This is a genomic window from Thalassotalea castellviae (assembly GCF_031846185.1).
GTDB lineage: Bacteria > Pseudomonadota > Gammaproteobacteria > Enterobacterales > Alteromonadaceae > Thalassotalea_H > Thalassotalea_H castellviae.
Genome location: NZ_JAVRIF010000005.1, coordinates 1 through 19,560, shown reverse-complemented (window position 1 = coordinate 19,560; position 19,560 = coordinate 1). Strand labels below are relative to the sequence as shown.

18 protein-coding genes are annotated in these 19,560 nt (G+C 36.7%); 8 read left to right on the top strand and 10 right to left on the bottom strand.

What is annotated here, in order from left to right; translation table 11 throughout:
• Positions 1 to 114: 114 nt before the first annotated feature.
• The 3 genes from RM573_RS10165 to RM573_RS10155 form a co-directional block, all read right to left on the bottom strand.
• Positions 115 to 243: a DUF3149 domain-containing protein gene (locus RM573_RS10165; protein ID WP_311581252.1), complete on the bottom strand. Its 129-nt coding sequence runs from the start codon at positions 241 to 243 to the stop codon at positions 115 to 117.
• A gap of 167 nt (positions 244 to 410) precedes the next feature.
• Positions 411 to 1,151, bottom strand: a complete 741-nt coding sequence (locus RM573_RS10160) for a tetratricopeptide repeat protein (RefSeq protein WP_311581249.1) — start codon at positions 1,149 to 1,151, stop codon at positions 411 to 413.
• A 72-nt stretch (positions 1,152 to 1,223) separates the two neighbouring features.
• Positions 1,224 to 3,140 carry an ATP-binding cassette domain-containing protein gene (locus RM573_RS10155; protein ID WP_311581246.1) on the bottom strand — a complete coding sequence of 639 codons (1,917 nt, stop codon included), beginning with the start codon at positions 3,138 to 3,140 and terminating at the stop codon, positions 1,224 to 1,226.
• Positions 3,141 to 3,248: 108 nt separating this feature from the next.
• Here RM573_RS10155 and RM573_RS10150 point away from each other — a divergent pair, with 108 nt between their 5' ends.
• Positions 3,249 to 3,440: a YheV family putative zinc ribbon protein gene (locus RM573_RS10150; RefSeq protein WP_303455202.1), complete on the top strand. Its 192-nt coding sequence runs from the start codon at positions 3,249 to 3,251 to the stop codon at positions 3,438 to 3,440.
• A 61-nt stretch (positions 3,441 to 3,501) separates the two neighbouring features.
• Here RM573_RS10150 and RM573_RS10145 read toward each other — a convergent pair whose 3' ends face one another.
• A complete protein-coding gene (locus RM573_RS10145) occupies positions 3,502 to 3,741 on the bottom strand; it encodes a SlyX family protein (RefSeq protein ID WP_311581241.1) in 240 nt (79 codons plus the stop codon).
• Positions 3,723 to 4,718 carry a WD40 repeat domain-containing protein gene (locus RM573_RS10140; protein ID WP_311581238.1) on the bottom strand — a complete coding sequence of 332 codons (996 nt, stop codon included), beginning with the start codon at positions 4,716 to 4,718 and terminating at the stop codon, positions 3,723 to 3,725. Before RM573_RS10140 ends, RM573_RS10145 begins: the two co-directional genes overlap by 19 nt.
• 127 nt (positions 4,719 to 4,845) lie before the next feature.
• Here RM573_RS10140 and bamJ point away from each other — a divergent pair, with 127 nt between their 5' ends.
• Positions 4,846 to 5,601, top strand: coding sequence for a BamJ family beta-barrel-assembly machinery protein (gene bamJ / locus RM573_RS10135; RefSeq protein WP_311581236.1), 756 nt, complete (start codon positions 4,846 to 4,848; stop codon positions 5,599 to 5,601).
• Positions 5,602 to 5,675: 74 nt separating this feature from the next.
• On the opposite strand, the gene RM573_RS10130 is transcribed toward bamJ, so the two are convergent.
• Entirely contained in the window at positions 5,676 to 6,587 is a 912-nt protein-coding gene (locus RM573_RS10130) for a S1/P1 nuclease (protein ID WP_311581233.1), read from the bottom strand.
• Between the two features lie 765 nt (positions 6,588 to 7,352).
• Here RM573_RS10130 and RM573_RS10125 point away from each other — a divergent pair.
• Positions 7,353 to 7,913: a hypothetical protein gene (locus tag RM573_RS10125; RefSeq protein WP_311581230.1), complete on the top strand. Its 561-nt coding sequence runs from the start codon at positions 7,353 to 7,355 to the stop codon at positions 7,911 to 7,913.
• Between the two features lie 17 nt (positions 7,914 to 7,930).
• Positions 7,931 to 9,367, top strand: a complete 1,437-nt coding sequence (locus RM573_RS10120; protein WP_311581227.1) for an ATP-binding protein — start codon at positions 7,931 to 7,933, stop codon at positions 9,365 to 9,367.
• A 30-nt stretch (positions 9,368 to 9,397) separates the two neighbouring features.
• Here the strand turns inward: RM573_RS10120 and RM573_RS10115 are convergent, their stop codons facing one another.
• A complete protein-coding gene (locus RM573_RS10115; protein WP_311581224.1) occupies positions 9,398 to 10,267 on the bottom strand; it encodes a LysR family transcriptional regulator in 870 nt (289 codons plus the stop codon).
• A 239-nt stretch (positions 10,268 to 10,506) separates the two neighbouring features.
• Between RM573_RS10115 and RM573_RS10110 the strand changes: the two genes are divergently transcribed.
• Entirely contained in the window at positions 10,507 to 10,920 is a 414-nt protein-coding gene (locus tag RM573_RS10110) for a rhodanese-like domain-containing protein (protein WP_311581222.1), read from the top strand.
• A gap of 149 nt (positions 10,921 to 11,069) precedes the next feature.
• Here RM573_RS10110 and RM573_RS10105 read toward each other — a convergent pair whose 3' ends face one another.
• On the bottom strand, positions 11,070 to 13,502 hold the full coding sequence (locus tag RM573_RS10105; RefSeq protein ID WP_311581219.1) for a CHASE domain-containing protein: 2,433 nt from the start codon (positions 13,500 to 13,502) through the stop codon (positions 11,070 to 11,072).
• A 604-nt stretch (positions 13,503 to 14,106) separates the two neighbouring features.
• Between RM573_RS10105 and RM573_RS10100 the strand changes: the two genes are divergently transcribed.
• From RM573_RS10100 to RM573_RS10090, 3 genes are read left to right on the top strand one after another with little or no spacing between them, the layout of a single operon-like run.
• Entirely contained in the window at positions 14,107 to 15,903 is a 1,797-nt protein-coding gene (locus RM573_RS10100; protein WP_311581216.1) for an assimilatory sulfite reductase (NADPH) flavoprotein subunit, read from the top strand.
• Positions 15,903 to 17,636 carry an assimilatory sulfite reductase (NADPH) hemoprotein subunit gene (cysI, locus tag RM573_RS10095; RefSeq protein WP_311581213.1) on the top strand — a complete coding sequence of 578 codons (1,734 nt, stop codon included), beginning with the start codon at positions 15,903 to 15,905 and terminating at the stop codon, positions 17,634 to 17,636. The genes RM573_RS10100 and cysI overlap by 1 nt, the downstream gene beginning before the upstream one ends.
• Entirely contained in the window at positions 17,629 to 18,405 is a 777-nt protein-coding gene (locus tag RM573_RS10090) for a phosphoadenylyl-sulfate reductase (protein WP_311581210.1), read from the top strand. The genes cysI and RM573_RS10090 overlap by 8 nt, the downstream gene beginning before the upstream one ends.
• A 66-nt stretch (positions 18,406 to 18,471) precedes the next feature.
• On the opposite strand, the gene RM573_RS10085 is transcribed toward RM573_RS10090, so the two are convergent.
• Both RM573_RS10085 and RM573_RS10080 read right to left on the bottom strand, forming a co-directional pair.
• On the bottom strand, positions 18,472 to 19,212 hold the full coding sequence (locus RM573_RS10085; protein ID WP_311581206.1) for a hypothetical protein: 741 nt from the start codon (positions 19,210 to 19,212) through the stop codon (positions 18,472 to 18,474).
• A gap of 142 nt (positions 19,213 to 19,354) precedes the next feature.
• Positions 19,355 to 19,560 (bottom strand): hypothetical protein (locus RM573_RS10080; RefSeq protein WP_311581203.1); only part of this gene is annotated, 206 nt, incomplete at its 5' end.

Genomic DNA, 19,560 nt, shown 5'->3' with positions numbered 1-19,560 from the left:
AAGTAACTATAGCAAATATCGCGCTGAATCGCTCATATAATAAACAGAATTATACCGCCCTGCTGGTTAATACTGTGTTAAATCGCCAATAAATCATCAAGCTACCGTTAAAATTTAATTATTTTCTTCAATGTTTTTTATGAAGTAATACACATAAAAACTACAAATGCCAATGACGGTTGCTAAGCCGATAAAAGAAATTAGTACGATGGGGTCATTGATTAACATATTAAAAAAATTCATAAGATACTCCAAGTATGTTTAATAAAACCTTTTAAGTTATGTGGGTATTTTATCGTATTAACTGGAGAAAGAATGTGATGTAGATCAAGAGATGAATGGAAAGTATTACAGTCCGAAAAGGGATTTCGGACTGTAGTTCGGTATTAACTCTTTTACATAAATTGGGCTTAATAACGTTGCAGAGAGCGCTTTTTATTTTTTAGATCAATTTGTTCAATAATTTGTGCATACAGGGAATTCGCATGATCACGGCCTTTTTGAATATCTTCAACACTGAGTTTGTGTTCATCCATATCACGGCTTTTAATGGCAGGGGTATAGCCACTTCTTGCTGCAATATAATTCCAAACATATGACATTTCCGTGCTTTTCTTAACACCTTTGCCTTCAAAATACATTAACGCTAAATTAAATTGCGCTAAGGTATAATTTTGTCTAGCAGCCATTTCGTACCATCGTGCAGCTTTGGCTAAATTTCTATCGACACCAATTCCATTGGCGTACATCACACCTAAATTAAATTGCGCACTAGCTAATTCTTTATCGGCGGCTTTTTGCATTAAGACAAAGGCGGTTTTTAAATCTTTTTTAACTATTTCACCTTCACTGTACATAACCGATAAATTAAATAGCGCATCAGGGTAGTTTTGTGCGGCAGCTAAACTCATTAACTCGAAGGCTTTTTGTGGATCTTTTTTAACGCCCCAGCCATTCTCATAAATCAAGGCCATTTGATATTGGGCAGGAGAATATTCTTCCTCTACTAAAGGTTCAAATTCAGCAATAGCAGCTTTAAATTCTCCTCTATTGAGTTGAAAAATTCCTAGTTCTAAATCGCCATCAAAACTAAAAGCTAAAAAACTAGGAGAAAAAGATATGAGTAATGCTATTAATTGAAATGTTTTCATAAAGCACCTTTGTGTATTTTTTTAATGTTCATTTGTTTCTTCTTAAGTGTAGCAATTGATCAAAAAAGTTCGCTATTGTTGTGACATTATTTCTTCAATTTTTTCTTCAAGTTCAAGCCAAAGCATCTCGTTTTCTTCAATATCTTGTTTTAATTTTCCTTGTTCTTTCATTAATTTTGCTAATCGGGTTTTATGCTCTGCTTGATAGATTTCACTCTCGGCTAGAATGCTTTCCACCTCTGTTAATTTCGCTTGCCATTGTTGGACTTTTTTCTCGTATTGCTGAGCTTGTTTTTTTAGCGGCGCTGCGATTTTTCTTAATTCAGCCTGCTGTTGTCGTTGTTGTTTTTTATCTACCGAACTTGTATTTCCTGTTGGTAGTTTTTCTGAATTTTTTGTTGTTTCGCGAGTTAGTTTTTTGTCGTCATTTAGCCATTGTTGATAATCATCGATATCACCCGAAAACTCACTTACTTGGCCATTTGCCACTAGATAAAACTCATCAACACAAGATTCAAGCAAATACCTGTCATGGGCAATAAGGATAATAGCACCATTAAAGTCTTGTAAGGCCAGCACCAATGCTTGGCGCATTTCTAAATCGAGATGGTTAGTCGGCTCATCTAACAGTAATAATTGCGGCTTATCTAGTACAATAAGTGCCAACACAAGACGTGCTTTTTCACCACCTGACATAGTTTTTACTGGCGATAATGCTTGATCGCCACTAAAACCAAAACGCCCTAAAAAAGTACGTGCTTGTAACTCTTTAAAGTCAGGTTTTGCGCGAATAATATGATCAATCGCACTGGAAGGCATGTGTAATTGTTCAAGTTGATGTTGAGAAAAATAACCAATTCTCAGCTCTTGGGCGCAATAGCGTGTTCCTTGCAAAATTTTGATGTCACCCGCTAATGATTTAATCAAGGTAGACTTACCGGCACCATTTCGGCCAAGTAAGCCGATGCGACTGCCCGGTACTAAAGAAATATTGGCATGTTTTAATATGATGGCATCGTCATTGTAGCCACAAACACTGTCGTCTAGAGATAATAAAGGATAAGGCATGTAGTCGGGTTTTTCGAAACTAAAGGTAAATTGACTATCTACATGCGCTGGCGCTAAGTCTGGTAGTTTTTGTAAACGTTTTAAACGGCTTTGAGCTTGCTTTGCTTTGCTGGCTTTGGCTCTAAAACGGTCGACAAAAGCAGTGAGGTGTGCGACCTCTTTCTGTTGTTTTTGAAATTGAGCATCTTGCTGAGCAAGTTGCTCTGCTCGTTGACGTTCAAAAGCGGTGTAATTACCTGAGTAGAGTTTGGCGGTTTGTTGCTCGATATGTAAGATTTGACCGATAACATCGTCGAGAAAATCCCTATCGTGCGAAATGAGTACTAAAGTTCCGGTATAACGCTTTAACCAACGTTGTAACCAAATGACCGCATCTAAATCTAAATGGTTGGTTGGCTCATCCAGCAACATTAAATCAGCGCGGCTGATGAGCGCTTGTGCTAAGTTTAATCGCATGCGCCAACCACCTGAAAAATCTTTAACAGGTTGAGATAATTGCGCTTGTAAAAAGCCTAAACCATGCAGTAATTCTCCAGCCCGTGCAGGTAACGAATAACCATGAATGGTGTCTATTTGATTAATAATGGTTGCTTCTAAATTACCATTATCATCAATTCGGGCTTGAGCTAGTTTTTTTTCCAACTCGCGAAATTCTTGATCGCCATCTATCACATAATCTAGGGCTGACTTATCAAGTGCGGGTGTTTCTTGTTTTACGGTTGCTATCTTCCAAGTGGCTGGCATTGAGATTTCGCCACTATCGGGTTGAAGTTGACCGAGTAATGCCGCAAATAACGATGATTTTCCACAGCCGTTGGCGCCAACTAAACCTACTTTATGATTAGGATGAATAGTAAAGCTTGATGATTTTATTAAGTTTTTGATGCCTCGATCTAAACTTAAGTCTACTGCGGTGATCATGTATTTTCCTTTTGAAACGTTTTCGACGCTATTGTCGCTTTTCCTTATAGGGTTATTCAAGGTAAAATGTCGATAATTCACGCTTTATTAAAAAACAAAAAGTTAACTATGAAAAAAAGATTCATTGCAGGTGCTACATGCCCTAAATGTCAAGCCGTTGATACTATGGCTTTGACAAAAGAAAATGATGTTGAGAAAGTCACGTGCGTTAATTGTGGTGATCAAATGAGTCAACCTGAAGAACATATCGTTAAAGATGTTCGACCGTTAGAACAAGTTATCGGCGTTTTTAAGCCTTAACGGGAAACATCTTTAAAGAAGCATTTTGACTATTATGTAAATCCTATAACGCGCAAAGATATTAATAATGTGGAGGCGGTGGTTCTATTTCTTCTGTTGTTGATTGATTTGGCGTATTGTCTTTAATGCGGTTGGCAATTAATTTTAGTTGAGATTTTAAGTTACTGATCTCGTCTTGATGAATCGCTAGCTCATGATTTAGTTGTTCGATAATGTCGTCTTGAAATGCGTTTCTAGACTCTAACGCTTCAATGCTTGATTGTAAGGTTTCAATGGATGAAGCTAAAGGTTCGTTTGCCATAATTCTGCAAATCCTGAAGATGATTCGGTTAAGATGAAATTATTATCGCTAAAAGCAACGCTATACACAACCGCCCCAGCCGGACGAATATCTTTTCGTGGGGTAACACGCCAACTAGTAAGGCGTTTACCTGTTGCTATCTGCCAAATACTGACTTTACGCGACGGTGCGCCTGTCACTAAGTATTGACCGTCAGGTGAAAAACGAACGGAGCTGAATACTTCTTGTCTATTGGCATATTTTAACTGACTGATGAGTTTGCCGTCTTTTAAATCCCAAATGTTTGCCGACTTTTTACTGTCGGCGGTAAAGGCATAGCGTCCTTTCGCATCAAATGCGACCTTAGTGACTCGGCTTGGGTGATTAAACCTATATATCACTTGGCCTGTTTGTGTGTCCCAGACATACGCGACAAAATCGTTCGAGCCTGAAATCGCAATGCGACCATTTGGTAACATATCCACTGAATTTATTTTTTCATCATGCCCAAGAAATTCAATACGTCTGCCGGTAGTTGGGGTTACATGAAGGACTTTGCCATCGCTCAACCCTAATAAAATGTATTTTCCATTATTCGCTAATGCGATATCTCTAATATTTGACTCTTGAATTTGCCAATAACCTTCAGAGCTGCCAGTTGTTGCATTCCATAAAGAAAAATTGCTTCGGCTGGCGGTTAAGACATGACTGTTATTATCTGAGATGTCTGTGGCAAGTACGAGGTTGTCTGCGGTGTTTTGCTGTTGCGACCAATTAAACTTTAAAGCATTCTTCTCTAGATCCCATAAACTGATGCCATGATGAATTGAAGAAACGACACTGAGTTTGCCATCATTGGAAATATTGGCTGCATAAGCCCCTTCTACCGCATGTTGCCATCGCTCTAATGGTTTTTTCCCACTTGGCTGACAGGCAGAAATGAGTAGACTAATCAAGATGCCATAGAGGAAAAGACTACTTCGTTTACAATTCGTCAAAATATTCTACTTTTCTCTTTCGGTGTTTATCGTTAGTATAAGTTCTTTTTTAGCACATGTGTAATACACAGACTATTTAGCTCTGATGATAAAAATTATTTAACAGGGCATTTTGATGGAGAAATGAATGAAATTGTTTAAACCCACTTTAGTGGCCTTGGCCCTTGTATCTGTAATTGGTTGTCAAGAAACAAAACAAGAAGAAAAAGCGCCGGTATTAGACACTGAAGTGCAAAAGCAAGCTTATGGGTTAGGTGCTTCAATTGGTATGTTTACTCAGCGTAACTTAGTTGAACAAGAAAAGTTAGGTTTGTCACTTGATCATGAATTATTGCTCCGTGGCTTTAAAGATAGCCTAGCTGGCAATTCAGCGATTGAGAAAGAAGAAATTCAAGCTTTGATGATGAATCTTGAACAAACAATGAAAGCGAAACAACAAGAAGTTGCCGCTATAGCTGCTGAAGCGAATATTGCCGAAGGAAAAAAATTCCTTGAAGAAAACGCTAAAAAAGAAGGTGTTCAAGTTACTGAATCAGGTATTCAATATTCAGTCATTACTGAAGGTGAAGGTGAAAAACCTGTTGCGACTGACCGCGTTAAAGTTCATTACAAAGGCATGTTCTTAAATGGTGAAGAGTTTGATAGCTCTTATAGTCGTAATCAACCAGCTGTGTTTGGTTTAAATCAAGTCATTAAAGGTTGGACTGAAGGGGTTCAGTTAATGAGCGTTGGTTCAAAATACACGTTCGTTATTCCTTCTGATCTTGCCTATGGCCCAAAAGGTAACCCACCACGTATTCCAGGTAATTCAGTGTTGCAGTTTGAAATTGAATTATTAGAAATTATGAAACCAGCAGAAGCACCAAAAGTTGGTGATAAGTAACAATAACTTGTTATTTAAAAGAAAAAACCAGTGCTAGACACTGGTTTTTTTATGTCCAATAATTCTAGTTGAGTTTACAATGTCTTATTTAATATTGCTGAAAGCCTAACGGCCGCTTGTAATATTCTTTCGTGCAATATTGCTTGGTAATGTTGGTGATATGCTGTTGTGATGGTTATTTTCTCATGATCTTTTGCTAGACAATTTTCGCCATCAATTTGGCAATAATTAAAGGCTTTTGCTCGAATAATGGTTAAAGATTCATTCGCCCAATCAAGCGTGTTACTTTTTTCCCAGCGCTGCTTTGGAGCAGAAGTTAACTGTTCACTCAGTAGATTATATATTTCAGTTTTAAACGCGAGATAATCAAAGTTATCTGATGATTCTTTACTCTTGGCAATCGGATACATTAAGCATTCATCCCAATACCAATGTAAGTTCTCACATCGTCCAACTAGTGGTGTTATTTTATTGCGGTTTCCTCCGTAGTCACTTGCAAAACTGATATGTAAAGGCTGGTGTATATCGCCGAGCCAATGACCTAAAAACATTAATGCTTCAAGTATTTCTTGGGCGTTTTCAGCTTGTATAAGTTGCTGACGATGAAATGGAATAGCTGCTGTAATACAGTTTTTTGTACAAGTTTTCTCAGTCACTAAAGTACTAGTTCTTTCAATATTTAAATAATGCCAAGATTTAAAACTATCATAAGCTTTATTTTTTTTAATGGCATCTGCCCAAGTGCAACTGTCAGCAAAGGTTACTTTGTGAGCTTTTTTATTTCGGTTATAGCTATTGATACGTGATTTGTCTTTGTCTGTTAATTGCGCAAGCAGCTTATCTATTTTTTGTTGTTTATTACTAGGCAATAAATCATAAGATAATTGACAAACGAGTTGGTGACTGAGTTTGCCTAAGGCAAAAACGGGAGTTGAAAATAGAATAAGTAAAATAATACTCGCAATAATTGGCAGTCGAAATGTCATGGTATCTACTTCTGTTAAATAGCAAACGGTGTTTATGTCAATACACCTTGGTGATATGGGTATTCTATTCGCCTTCATAAGCCTATGTAAAATGGATTTAATAGCTACATGATAAAATTGTGACGTCGCCAACATGGGGTTGAGCGTAATAGAGTTGTCTTTATGATGAATAATTTAAATGTAAGAAGGTCTACCTAAACACAATTTAACGCCACTGAACATTGTGACTAACTATATTCTTTAGCATGATTTTTTGGGTAGTCATGCAGTTTTTTTGGTTTAGGTATTTATTTAAATTTAGCCCTTTCAGCTTGTGATGATTTATTTATTTTTCAAGGTATTTGTCGTAGTTAATTATGTTGCATAAGCAATAGTTGATGATTAATTGCACAATCGTTATATCTTATTCTTAAATAACTATTCATAAAATGTGAATTTTTTGTCAGTATAGCGTTAAGTCTTTAGTATTGATTGAACGTTTTTTACATCTCTCGAAAGTAAGTAAAGTTTAATTGATTATAATCCGACGGTTATGGGCAAGTTTTACTCTCTCTGGTGAGCTAGTACATAACATATAAGGTAGCTTTCTAGTGAAATGATCTGTCAATCTGAATTACTATGTTAGCGGTTTTTAGGGGTAGCAATGGCTACCCCTTTTTTTATGCAAAAATAATGAAAGCTTTTGAATGCATAGTATTTCTAAAATGGCATCGTATATAAACTCTGCTACTATAATATTACATTTGTATAATTAAATTGCGATAAATGGATTTACAGCAACAGCAAAACAGAAACTTGATATTGCAGATGAAGCATGTCATTTGGGCTGCCCAGTTCACGCTTTTTCTTCTTTCAATTACTCGAATTTACTTCGCCGATTTTACCACCGCATCTATTTTAGTTTCTTTCATTGCATTTCTACAGCTGTTAACTATTTTACTCAAACAAGATAAATTAGAATTAGCGGAAAACTTATTTTGCTTATTATTATTTTGTGTCGCTATTGGTTTTATGTGGGCTTTTGAAGGAGCGAGAGACGAAGTAGTCTTTGTTATTCCCTCTATAATAGCTTTTTCATTAATGGCGGGTTCTCTAAAAGTAACCTTATTCTTAGTATTCTCTTTGAGTACCAGTATACTCGCCTTAGGTTACTTAACTGATCTAGGTTTTCGTAATCAAACAATCTCTTCAAATAGCTTACAATCGTCTTTGTTAATTTTAATTTTAATGTTTTTTAGCCTATTTATTTATTGGATGCTATTTACATATTTATTGGGGGCTCATAAAAAATTAAACATGCACTGCATACCCAATCAGCTATTTTAAACAATTTGGGTGATGCGTTGCTGATAACTGATGTCACCGGAAAGATATTACAAGTTTCATTAAATAGTCATGCTTTATTTGGTGTTGAAGAAGGAAAGTTAGTCGGCAAAAATATTAATAGTTTGATTCCGCAAGTCAATTTCGCCTATCAAAGCCTAAGCAATGATAATGATCAAGATGCGAAACACCAACAATTTAAAGCGAATACAGCTGATGGTAGTCAAATCGACATTCAACTGGTGTTAACAAAAACAGAAATTGAAAACGATATTACTTACATTGCTTTAGTCAGTGATCTCTCTGAAAGTTTACTTTTTCAACATGAATTAACTTTAGCGAAAGAAGCTGCTGATAAAGCAAACCAAGCAAAGAGTAATTTTTTGGCGAATATGAGCCATGAAATCAGAACACCGATGAATGGCGTGATGGGAGCTCTACAATTACTCGCAAATGAAAATGTATCAGAGAATGCAAAAGATCTTATTAATACAGCACGACAATCTTCTTCATCATTAATTACTATTATCAATGATATTTTAGACTTTTCTAAAATCGAAGCTGACAAGCTTGCAATAGAAATTATTCCTTTTAACTTAACTCAAATTATTAAGTTTTTACTGAATGAAACGAAGGAGCTTGCGCAAAATAGAGGAAACATTATTACTTTTACCACTGCTGAGCATTACCAAGAAGGTTGGCAAGGTGATCCTATTCGTATTAAACAAATTATTCTTAATTTGTTATCGAACAGTCTTAAATTTACTGAGCATGGCAAGATAACTATCTTTTTATCAACCTCTGAGCAAGGTGATGTAATGATCAAGGTAAAAGATACCGGTATTGGTATGTCACCTGAAACCCTTGAAAATATTTTTACTCGTTTTCAACAGGCAGATAATTCAACAACAAGAAAGTATGGTGGCACAGGATTAGGAATTTCGATTACTCAATCGTTAATAAAACTAATGCATGGAAGCATTGAGGTTGAAAGTGAATTAAATAAAGGGACATCGATTACCGTGACTTTGCCTTTAAAGCCAAGTCACCTAAATAATATGGGTTCAAATGTTGAAGAAGTGGTTACCCCAGATTTATCGGGTATGAATATTTTGTTAGCTGAAGATAACCGAATCAATCAAAAAATATTTGAGAAAATAATGGTAGATACTAATGCTAACATTCACATAGTATCAAATGGTATTGAAGCGGTAGCTAAAGTCTCAGAGCAAACGTTTGAACTTATTTTTATGGATATTCAGATGCCGGAAATGGATGGTAGAGAAGCGTGTAATCTTATTAAGAAAAAATATCCGGCTATCCCTATTATCGCGTTAACTGCCAATGTAACCGTTGATGATGTCAAACAATATGCTATCGATGGTTTTGAAGGACATATTGGTAAACCAATTAATTTAAATGAGCTTTTTCGTGTGATTAATCAATACGTCTTTTAATGAATGGCCGTGTTTGGAATATTATGTTGTTTATATAGATATCCCCCACAAAATATTCATTTCTTGTCTGATCGCTTTAACGATCGGATTATTTAATCGAGTCGTTAAAACCACAAAGGATAAAGGTATTTGAAAATTCAATTGAGGAATGATTTGAATATTACCTGCTGACTGCTCTGGTTGAGCGAGTGATAACTCTAGAAAACTTAACCCTAAACCACTTTTGACCAATTCTAGGCGCGATTGATCATGATCACTGTTAACTTGCGCATGAATATTAGTACCTAGCTTGCGCTTTAGCTCTTTATCGAACGGACAATATTGCGCCATAGTAATCCAAGGTGAACTTGCCAGGTTATTGGTATCATTTAATTGCTTTTGATCAAAATTTATCGGCGCGATAGTGGTGATCTCCACTTTCTTTATCGCTATTGCGGTGAAATCTTCAGGAACTTCGCCATATATATAGCCGCCATCTAGCTGTGCTGATTTAATATCTTTAATTATTTTTCCGGTTGAGCTTTGATTCAGTTGTACGGTTATTCCTGGGCAATTCTCTATCAGGTTATTCACTAATGTTGTGCATCGTAGCGCTTGAATATTTTGATTGAGTCCTAATTGAAAATGGCCAATAAGTTCATCCTGATTATCCGCCGCTAAATTGACCATATCAACTGCAGAATCTAAGGTTTTTTGTGCTTTAACCAATAATAGCTGACCTTTTTCAGTCAAGGTCATTCCTTTTGGCGTTCGTATAAATAACGTGGTATCGAGCTCTTGTTCTAACGTTTTGATATGAGCACTAATTGCTGGCGGAGTACTACATAATCTTTTCGCGGCTTGGGTTAAATTTTTTGTTTCGGCAACCACAACAAACGATCGTAAATGATAAAACTCCACAGGTATCCTTTAATTATCGAAGATATAAATCGTGATGAATGAAATATAAGCCATTCGATGACTAACTTGAATTCATATTTTATGAAGGAGATGTTCAGCAATGATGAATTACATTATCAACAAAGTACTTTTATAGTGATACTCACTTAACCACAACACTTAACCACAACACTTAACGACAACACTTAATTGTATAACTCAAACATAATAACGGTATATTTCTTTATAGGAGATGAAAAATGTCAAACGTACTGCTATATCCATCGGCACATGCAGAGCAAGCATTTCAATATTTTACGACCAAGTTAGGGTGTGAAACTGACTGCTCAGATGTTTATGCCGATATAAAAACAGGGAATCATCCTTTTGTCTTATTGGATGTGCGCTCCAAAGAAGCGTATGACAAAAGTCATGCGATAAAAGCGGTTAATTTTCCCCATAATGAACTTAATGCTGAGTCTTTGGCGAATTATCCCAAAGATACTCAATTTGTGGTTTATTGCTGGGGGCCAGGTTGTAATGGCGCAACGAAAGCAGCAATGAAGCTAGCAGCACTAGGCTTTGCAGTAAAAGAAATGATCGGCGGTATTCATTATTGGGAAGATTTTGAACGCTATCCGGTTGTTAGGCATCAAATATCAGCCCAAACTTAAGCTAACAATGAAATAGGCTTGAATGGTTAATTAATACTAATTTTTACCAAATGATTAAGCAGAGAAGTAACGTCTTTAAGTGTGAGTCGTATTCTTTGGTGACAATCGTAGTACCAATTCATTTAGGTTAGAAAGTCAAATAATGCTAATTAGTGCTTATTAAGCTCATTAATAAGCTCTTCTTTTTCTAACGGTTTAGATAAATAACCGTCAAAGTAATCACTATATAAATCCCGTTCACTTTTAATCGCATTGGCTGTTAAGGCAATAATTACCTGATTCGGTAATTCAGACTTTATTTTTCTACAAGCGGTTAAACCATCCATAACAGGCATCTGAATATCCATAAAAATAAGTGCGGGCGCATGCTGTCTGCACGCTTCTATTCCTTCTACACCATTATTCGCAATGATAATGTTAGCTTTGGTAGCTTTCATCATGGTTGAGATAACCAGTTGATTAATTTTATTATCTTCAACAATGAGAATTGTTTTCCCCGTTAAATCAGGAAATTCTGCAACGGGAGCAAGGCCTTTTATTTCAGTTTCCGTTGCAACCTCTAAAGGTAACGAAACGTCAATGGTGGTTCCTTGGTTTATTTCACTCGTTACGCTTATGGTTCCTTTCATTAACTGTACTAAGCTTTGTGTTATCGCAAGGCCTAAACCTGTTCCACCGAATTTTCGGGTAGTTGAGGAATCTGCTTGCTCGAAACGTGAAAATAAACGTTTTATATGATCTTTTTCAATACCAATTCCCGTATCTTTGACTGTAAAAACAATACCTTTGTCTGGGACATGTTTTACGACCAGCTCAATACTGCCTTGCTCGGTAAATTTGATGCTATTTGAAATAAGGTTGATGAGAATCTGGCGAATGCGTACTACATCTCCACGCCAATTATTTTGCTTGGTTTGATTGTGACATGTAAATGCTACGTTTTTGCTTTCAACTAGTAGAGATAATTCTGAGTTTAATTGCTCAACTAAAATAGGCAAACTGAACGTTTCATATTCCAATGAAAGTTTACCTGCTTCAATTTTAGAGAAATCCAAAATGTCATTAATAATGGTAATCAATGATTTTGTCGAGTTATATGCTGTGTTGATTAATTCACGGGCACTAATATCTAACTCTTTTTCTTTTAGCAGTTGTATTGTTCCATATACACCATTTAAAGGGGTTCTTAATTCATGGCTCATATTGGCAAGAAATTCAGATTTTGCCTGTGATGCTTGCTCGGCGCTGGTAATTGCATTTTCTAACGCGTGCTCATGTTTTAACGTATCAGTAAGATCGTAAGCAATACCTAAATAACCTAACGTTTCTCCTTTTAACCCTATTAATGCTGTAACGGATAATTGTACCTGTATGTGTTTGCCAAATTTATTAATATAAGTCCATTGATTGATATCTAAACCTTCTCGTTCGGCTTTAATAACAAATACTTGGAAGCCAGGCGAGATATTCTCTCCTAATTCTTTAGAAAGTTGCTGAGCTTTTGCCACCACTTCTGACTCTAAATGAAAAAGTGCTGGCGTTTGTTTATGAATAAGTTCTTCTGCACGGTAATCTAAAAGTTTTTCTGCCGCTGGATTGAATACTTGGATTATTCCTTCAGCATCAGTAGCAATGACCGAGTAGGGAGCGCTAGCAAGTATACTATCATTGAGTATTCTTGCATGTTCAAGTTCATGGCTCTTTTTTATGACTTCAGAAGACAGTTCAGTGTTAGTTTTACTAAGTTTTTCTTCTTGGGCTTTTGCAAGATCAATCTGATATTGAGCTTGTTGTGCTTTTCTCAATAGCGTTAAATGCAACAAAAAGTATAAAAGCAGTACAACAAACGTAAAAAGTAAACCGTTCATCATTCCTAAATATTGATTAGGTAGATTTAAAGATTGTAAAAATTTGTCAGTAGCAAACAGTGTTATTCGCCATGTTCGGCCATAAACATTGACTGATTGGTAAGTGAAATATTTGCTGATCTTTTCTACTTTATGATTTTCAAAAAATGCTATGTCGAATTGGCCATCGGTGATCGAAAGTTTATCTTGTCCAAGTTGGGAAACCGTCTCAAGAATTTCGCCTATCAATAATGGGGCATACGTCCAACCATACACAGTGTCAACTATTTCATTTACACTCGTCGGTCGTTTTTCACTAAAGTACAATGGCTGTAATAATAAAAAGCCATGTTCAGTTTTCCCCGATTCCTGAACTAAAGTAATCGGTGCTGTTAACATAGTTTTATCAAGTAATGCGGCATTTTCAGCAGTTGTTCTTCGGTTATACTCTGAACCTATATCAAGACCGATTGCCTGTTCATTAATATTTTCTGGAAAAATATATTGAATGACAAAACGGGTTCTAACATGTTGAGACAGTGACCTTATTGCGAAGTCTTTATCGGGACGATCTTGCGCAGCATGGTGGATAAATGTTGCTTCATTTTGAGCGGCAACCGGTTTGATAAGTCCAAAGCCTCTCGCACCTTTGTATCGGACAGAATATTGTTGAGCCTGACTAAATGACCCAATAGCTTGGTGATTTACATGATCAAGGTTAGATGAAGCAATCACTGAATTTAAACTTGCTATGCCTAATGCATAATGATTAAGTCGCTCAACAATGCCATTCGCAATAAAGTTTACTCGTATGTTTAATGCTTGATCTATTTGCTTTTGAATACTGTTAGTGTGTGATTGCTGTTGTTTAAAAGCTATAAAGGTTCCTATTACTATAATAAGTAAGGAAATAAAGTAATGTTGGCCGCGCAGACTAGATTTAAAATCTTTCAGAATAACACCTTGCTATAGATAAGCATTCGATCCATGAAGCGAATAACAGCTAATAAGATAATTAATGCCTATACTAGTACACATCTATGATTATATCAAAGGTATTTAAATCGCTAATATTAAAAGAATATCTATATAGTAAACAGTAAGTTAAAGTGAAGGTTAACTTGTAATTAATACGGGTAACATCGTAAGGTTGAATGAATCAACAAGAGGTTTACCAACAAGGTTCTCTCATTTTTCTGTTAGATATTCTTTGACTGGCAGTCAATCATCCTTAAAATCAATATTCATTTTTGGAATAAAAAAGCCTCTTTTATTCTTTTTGCTTTTCATTAACTACGTCTATCATTACCGCATATATTGAAATGGGCGAGTTGACGAAATGTTGTCAGAACAGCAAAATTTAAATCAAACCATGTTAAACGAAGAACAATTAAGTTCTCTAAAAGAAGTGATTGGAACATATTCACCACTTCAACTTGCTTGGGCGAGTGGCTATTTAGCGGCTAAAAGTGAAGGATCTTCAGTGGCAACTTTGCCTAGTGCTATTGGAACTAAAGCATCTTCAACATTAACTATTTTATACGGTTCTCAAACGGGTAATGCTAAAGGTGTTGCTAAGTCATTAGCGGATCAAGCAACGGCTCAAGGTTTGACTGTTGATCTGAAAAGCATGGGTGAGTTTAAACCGAAAAGCATTAAAAATGTTACCCACTTATTAATTGTTGCTAGTACTAATGGTGAAGGTGAAGCGCCTGATGATGCGATAGCTTTTCATGAATTTTTATCGTCTAAAAAAGCTCCTAAATTAGAAAGCTTACAATATAGTGTGCTTGCATTAGGTGATACTAGCTATGAGTTTTTCTGTCAAACAGGTAAAGATTTTGATGAATACTTAGCTAAGCTTGGCGCCAAACAGATTGCTCCGCGTGTTGATTGTGATGTGGATTATGAAGATGCCGCTGCAGCTTGGTCTCAAGAAATTATTTCTAAAACGAAAGAATTATTAGGTGAAGCTGATGTGACGTCAAATGTGGTGGTTATGCCAACATCTGGCTCTACCAGCCAATATACAAAACAAAATCCTTACGAAGCAGAATTAAGCGTAAGTCAAAAAATTACTGGTCGTGACTCTGCTAAAGATGTTCGACATATCGAAATTGATCTTGGCGAGTCAGGTATTACCTATCAAGCTGGTGATGCATTAGGGGTATGGTTTGAAAATGATGTTGAATTAGTAAATGAATTAATTTCGGCACTGGACTTTTCTGCAAACGATGAAGTGACAGTTGGTGATGAAAAATATTCTTTATTAGATGCGTTAACATCAAAACTTGAAATAACACAAACTTCTGTAAACTTCGTAAATTTCTGGGCAGAACAATCGCAGAGCCAAACGTTACTTACGCTTGTTCAAGACAAAAATACTGTGCGTGAATATGCTGCTAATCATCAAGTGGTCGATGTTATTAAAGCGGCTCCCGCAAAAGTTGATGTACAAATATTTGTTGATGCATTACGTAAAATCACGCCGCGTTTATATTCGATCGCTTCAAGCCAAGCTGAAATGGAAGAAGAAGTACATTTAACGGTTGGCCTAGTGGAATATGACAAAGATGGTCAAATTCGAGCGGGTGGTGCATCAAGCTTTTTAGGCAAGCGCCTTGAAGAAGGTGGCACCGTTAAAGTGTTTGTTGAGCATAATGATAATTTTAGATTACCAAGTGACGGTAACACACCGGTGATCATGATTGGTCCGGGAACAGGTATCGCTCCTTTTAGAGCTTTTTTGCAAGAAAGAGAAGCTAACGATGCTGAAGGTGATAACTGGTTGTTTTTTGGCGATCAAACTTTTACACAAGATTTTTTATACCAAGTTGAATGGCAAGGTTATGTTAAATCGGGGTTATTAACCAAAATAGATTTAGCTTTCTCTCGTGATCAAGCAAATAAAATATATGTGCAAGACCGACTTCGAGAAAACGCCTCGGAAGTTTTCGCTTGGTTAGAGCGTGGCGCACATTTATATATTTGCGGTGATATGAATCGGATGGCAAAAGATGTTGAAATCGCCCTAACCGATATTATTTCTGAGCAAGGCCAATTAACAGCAGAGCAAGCTCAACAATACTTAAAAGATTTACGAAACGCGAAGCGTTTTCAGAAGGATGTATATTAATGACTGATGTAACGAAAGAACATGGCCCATTAGTTGTTGAAGGTAAACTTGCCGATAATGAGCGTTTGAAAAGTGAAAGTAACTTTTTACGTGGCGGAATTGAGCAAGATTTATCAGATCATCTAACCGGTGGTTTTAACGGCGATAATTTTCAGTTAATTCGTTTCCATGGCATGTATCAACAAGATGACCGTGATATTCGCGCAGAACGTAACAAACAAAAGTTAGAGCCATTACATAATGTAATGCTACGTGCTCGTATGCCCGGCGGTATTATTAAACCTGAGCAATGGTTAGCGATTGATAAATTTGCGCAGGAAAACACGACTTACGGCAGTATTCGTTTAACGACACGTCAAACATTTCAGTTTCATGGGGTATTAAAGCCGAATATTAAATTAATGCATCAAACATTAAACAGTATCGGTATTGATTCAATTGCCACAGCTGGTGATGTGAACCGTAACGTGCTTTGTACGACTAACCCAGTAGAGTCAGAATTACATCAAGAAGCTTATGAATGGGCAACTAAAATTAGTGAACATTTATTACCAAAAACTCGTGCTTATGCTGAAATTTGGTTAGATGGTGAAAAACTTGAAGGTCCATTAGGCGAACAAACACAAGAGCCAATTTTAGGCAGTAATTATCTTCCTCGTAAATTTAAAACGACGGTTGTTATTCCGCCTAATAACGATGTGGATGTGCATGCAAATGATTTAAATTTTGTTGCGATCGCACAAGACGGCAAGCTTGTAGGTTTTAACGTGTTAGTCGGTGGTGGTTTAGCGATGACACATGGCGATAAGTCGACTTATCCACGTCGTGCTGATGATTTTGGTTTTGTACCATTAGCCAATACTTTAGATGTTGCGGCAGCCGTTGTTACCACGCAACGTGATTGGGGTAATCGTGTTAATCGTAAAAATGCGAAAACTAAATATACGCTAGATCGTGTAGGCTCTGATGTCTTTAAAGCGGAAGTTGAAAAACGTGCTGGGATTATCTTTGAAGAAAGCCGTCCTTACAAGTTTACTAGTCGTGGCGATAACATTGGTTGGGTAGAAGGTTTTGAAGGTAAACATCACTTAGCCTTATTTATCGAAAATGGTCGTTTACTTGATTATCCAGGTAAACCACTTAAAACCGGTGTTGCTGAATTAGCGAAAGTGCATAAAGGCGACTTTCGTATGACAGCTAATCAAAACCTAATTGTTGCTGGTGTTGCTGAAGAAGACAAAGCGCAAATTGAACAAATTGCTCGTGCTCATGGTTTAATGGACCAAGACGTTTCGAAACAACGTAAAGATTCAATGGCCTGTGTTGCTTTTCCAACATGTCCGTTAGCAATGGCGGAAGCCGAACGATACTTACCGGGTTTAGTAACAGATGTAGAAAGTATTTTAGCAAAGCATAATGTGGCTGATGAAAGTATCATTTTGCGTGTTACCGGCTGCCCTAATGGTTGTGGACGTGCAATGTTGGCTGAAATTGGGCTCGTAGGAAAAGGGCCAGGTAAATATAATATGCATTTAGGGGGTAACCTAATCGGTACCCGTGTGCCTAAAATGTACAAAGAAAACCTTGGCGAACAAGATATTTTGAATGAGATTGATAGCCTTGTTGCTCGTTGGGTAAATGAACGAGAAGCAAACGAAGCATTTGGTGATTTTGTGATTCGTGTAGGCATTATCGCTGAAGTTAAAGTCAGTAAACGGGATTTCCATGACTAAGCATATTGAGACAAATGCGAAAATTACTTCGCTTAAGTCACCGATTAACAGCCGTTTTCCTGCTTCTTTACCTGAGCCTTGGTTGAATCAGTGGAACGAGCTATTAGAAAAACAGAATGCAACGCAACGAGTTGAATGGGCGATGGAAAACTTACCTTCTAAGTTCGTTCTATCTTCAAGTTTTGGTATTCAATCGGCGGTCATGCTACATATGTTAACGCAGGTTGATAGTAATATTCCGGTATTGCTTACAGATACTGGTCATTTGTTTCCTGAAACGTATCAATTTATTGAGCAGCTTACGGATCGTTTAAAGTTAAACCTTCATGTTTATAGTGCAAAAGAAAGTGCGGCATGGCAAATGGCGAAGTATGGTGAGGAATGGGCAAAAGACGAAGCGTCTTTAAAGTCATACAATCGTCGTAATAAAGTTGAACCATTAGAACGCGGTTTGAATGAATTACAAGCGGGCTCTTGGTTTTCAGGTGTGCGTCGTCAGCAGTCAGATCACCGAGAAGGATTGCCGGTCGTAAGTATTCTAAGAGGGCGATTTAAAGTACACCCCATTATTGACTGGGATAATCGTGATGTGCATCAATATTTGACTAAACACGGTTTACCTTATCACCCGCTTTGGGATCAAGGTTATGTTTCTGTTGGTGATACTCATAGTACTCGACCTTTGACATTAGGTATGGAAGAAAGCGAAACTCGTTTTTCTGGAATGTCTAGAGAGTGTGGTTTGCACACCGATGGCGATGGTATTTAATTTCAGTCACGATAAACTAAAAAAACCAGCAAATTTGCTGGTTTTTTATTGATACAGATCTGGATACTATTGATTCTGTGCTAATTCTTCAGCTTTTGCACCACCAGCAATCGCGGCGTTAATCGCAGCTTGCTCATCCAACCCCGCTTGTATCGCAGTATTAACGATTGTACTAGTATGTTTTTCATCGCTTGAGTTGACGGCATGAGTCACAATAGCTTCGCTGTTAGTTGGAAAAAGAGCGATAGTATCTTTTACGAACATACTGACTTTTTCCGGCACAGCTTTAATTGCACCGAGTAAAACTGACAAAATTTGATCAGGAAAACTGGTTGCAGCATTAGTAACAACCGCTTGTGAAACTACTGGCTCAGTTAAAATAGCAATTCGAACAAAATCCTCAAGATCAGCAGGACTATTTAAAGCGGCAGCGCTGACTATTTCTTGGGCGTAAGCTGGCTCAGCTTCTACAGCGATAGATACAATTTCACTGGCGTTAGCAACTTGGGCATTTAGCACAATTTCGATAACTTCACAGGCTAGCACAGGCTCAGCTTCCATAGCACCTAACATAATAGCTTTATATTGTGATGGATATTCATCAAGTGCTACTTGTAAAACAATATCTACTTGTTCAGGATAATTAGTTAAAATAGAGCTAATACTATTTTTTAATGATATTTGTTGCTTAACTTGTTGATTTAATAAATTAGCGATTAAACGTTCTTGTTTATCTTCAGCAAAATCCTTTGCAAAAACACCAGCACTAAAACTACAAATTAACCATAAAGCAATTAATTTGTTCATTGTTACTTCTCTACATCTTTCTAAATAAGCAAATATTGCCTAATTCAAACAGACATTTTTATTTTTGGAAAATCAATATAGTTGAAAAAGCATTGTATATCTCCTGTTCATTTGTACAGAAAATAGCAACGCTAGTTAACTATTAGTACAAATACCTAGCATAAAGTTCAATTTTTAATCGAACAAACAAAAGATCGAAAAAAAGACTTGCAGGTTTGAGATAATTCCCTAAAATGCGCTCCACTTCTTCAGGGAGACCTGAGAAGCGAGTTTTAAGTGGTTTGGTTGTCACGTTTGATAGCAAAACCTTGAACATAACGTTTAAAAACTTTCTTTGATTTTTAGAAA

Coding starts and splice junctions, on each gene's coding strand:
- RM573_RS10165 (WP_311581252.1), bottom strand. CDS start 243: ATGAATTTTTTTAATATGTTAATCAATGACCCCATCGTACTAATTTCT.
- RM573_RS10160 (WP_311581249.1), bottom strand. CDS start 1,151: ATGAAAACATTTCAATTAATAGCATTACTCATATCTTTTTCTCCTAGT.
- RM573_RS10155 (WP_311581246.1), bottom strand. CDS start 3,140: ATGATCACCGCAGTAGACTTAAGTTTAGATCGAGGCATCAAAAACTTA.
- RM573_RS10150 (WP_303455202.1), top strand. CDS start 3,249: ATGAAAAAAAGATTCATTGCAGGTGCTACATGCCCTAAATGTCAAGCC.
- RM573_RS10145 (WP_311581241.1), bottom strand. CDS start 3,741: ATGGCAAACGAACCTTTAGCTTCATCCATTGAAACCTTACAATCAAGC.
- bamJ (WP_311581236.1), top strand. CDS start 4,846: ATGAAATTGTTTAAACCCACTTTAGTGGCCTTGGCCCTTGTATCTGTA.
- RM573_RS10130 (WP_311581233.1), bottom strand. CDS start 6,587: ATGACATTTCGACTGCCAATTATTGCGAGTATTATTTTACTTATTCTA.
- RM573_RS10125 (WP_311581230.1), top strand. CDS start 7,353: ATGGATTTACAGCAACAGCAAAACAGAAACTTGATATTGCAGATGAAG.
- RM573_RS10110 (WP_311581222.1), top strand. CDS start 10,507: ATGTCAAACGTACTGCTATATCCATCGGCACATGCAGAGCAAGCATTT.
- RM573_RS10100 (WP_311581216.1), top strand. CDS start 14,107: ATGTTGTCAGAACAGCAAAATTTAAATCAAACCATGTTAAACGAAGAA.
- cysI (WP_311581213.1), top strand. CDS start 15,903: ATGACTGATGTAACGAAAGAACATGGCCCATTAGTTGTTGAAGGTAAA.
- RM573_RS10090 (WP_311581210.1), top strand. CDS start 17,629: ATGACTAAGCATATTGAGACAAATGCGAAAATTACTTCGCTTAAGTCA.
- RM573_RS10085 (WP_311581206.1), bottom strand. CDS start 19,212: ATGAACAAATTAATTGCTTTATGGTTAATTTGTAGTTTTAGTGCTGGT.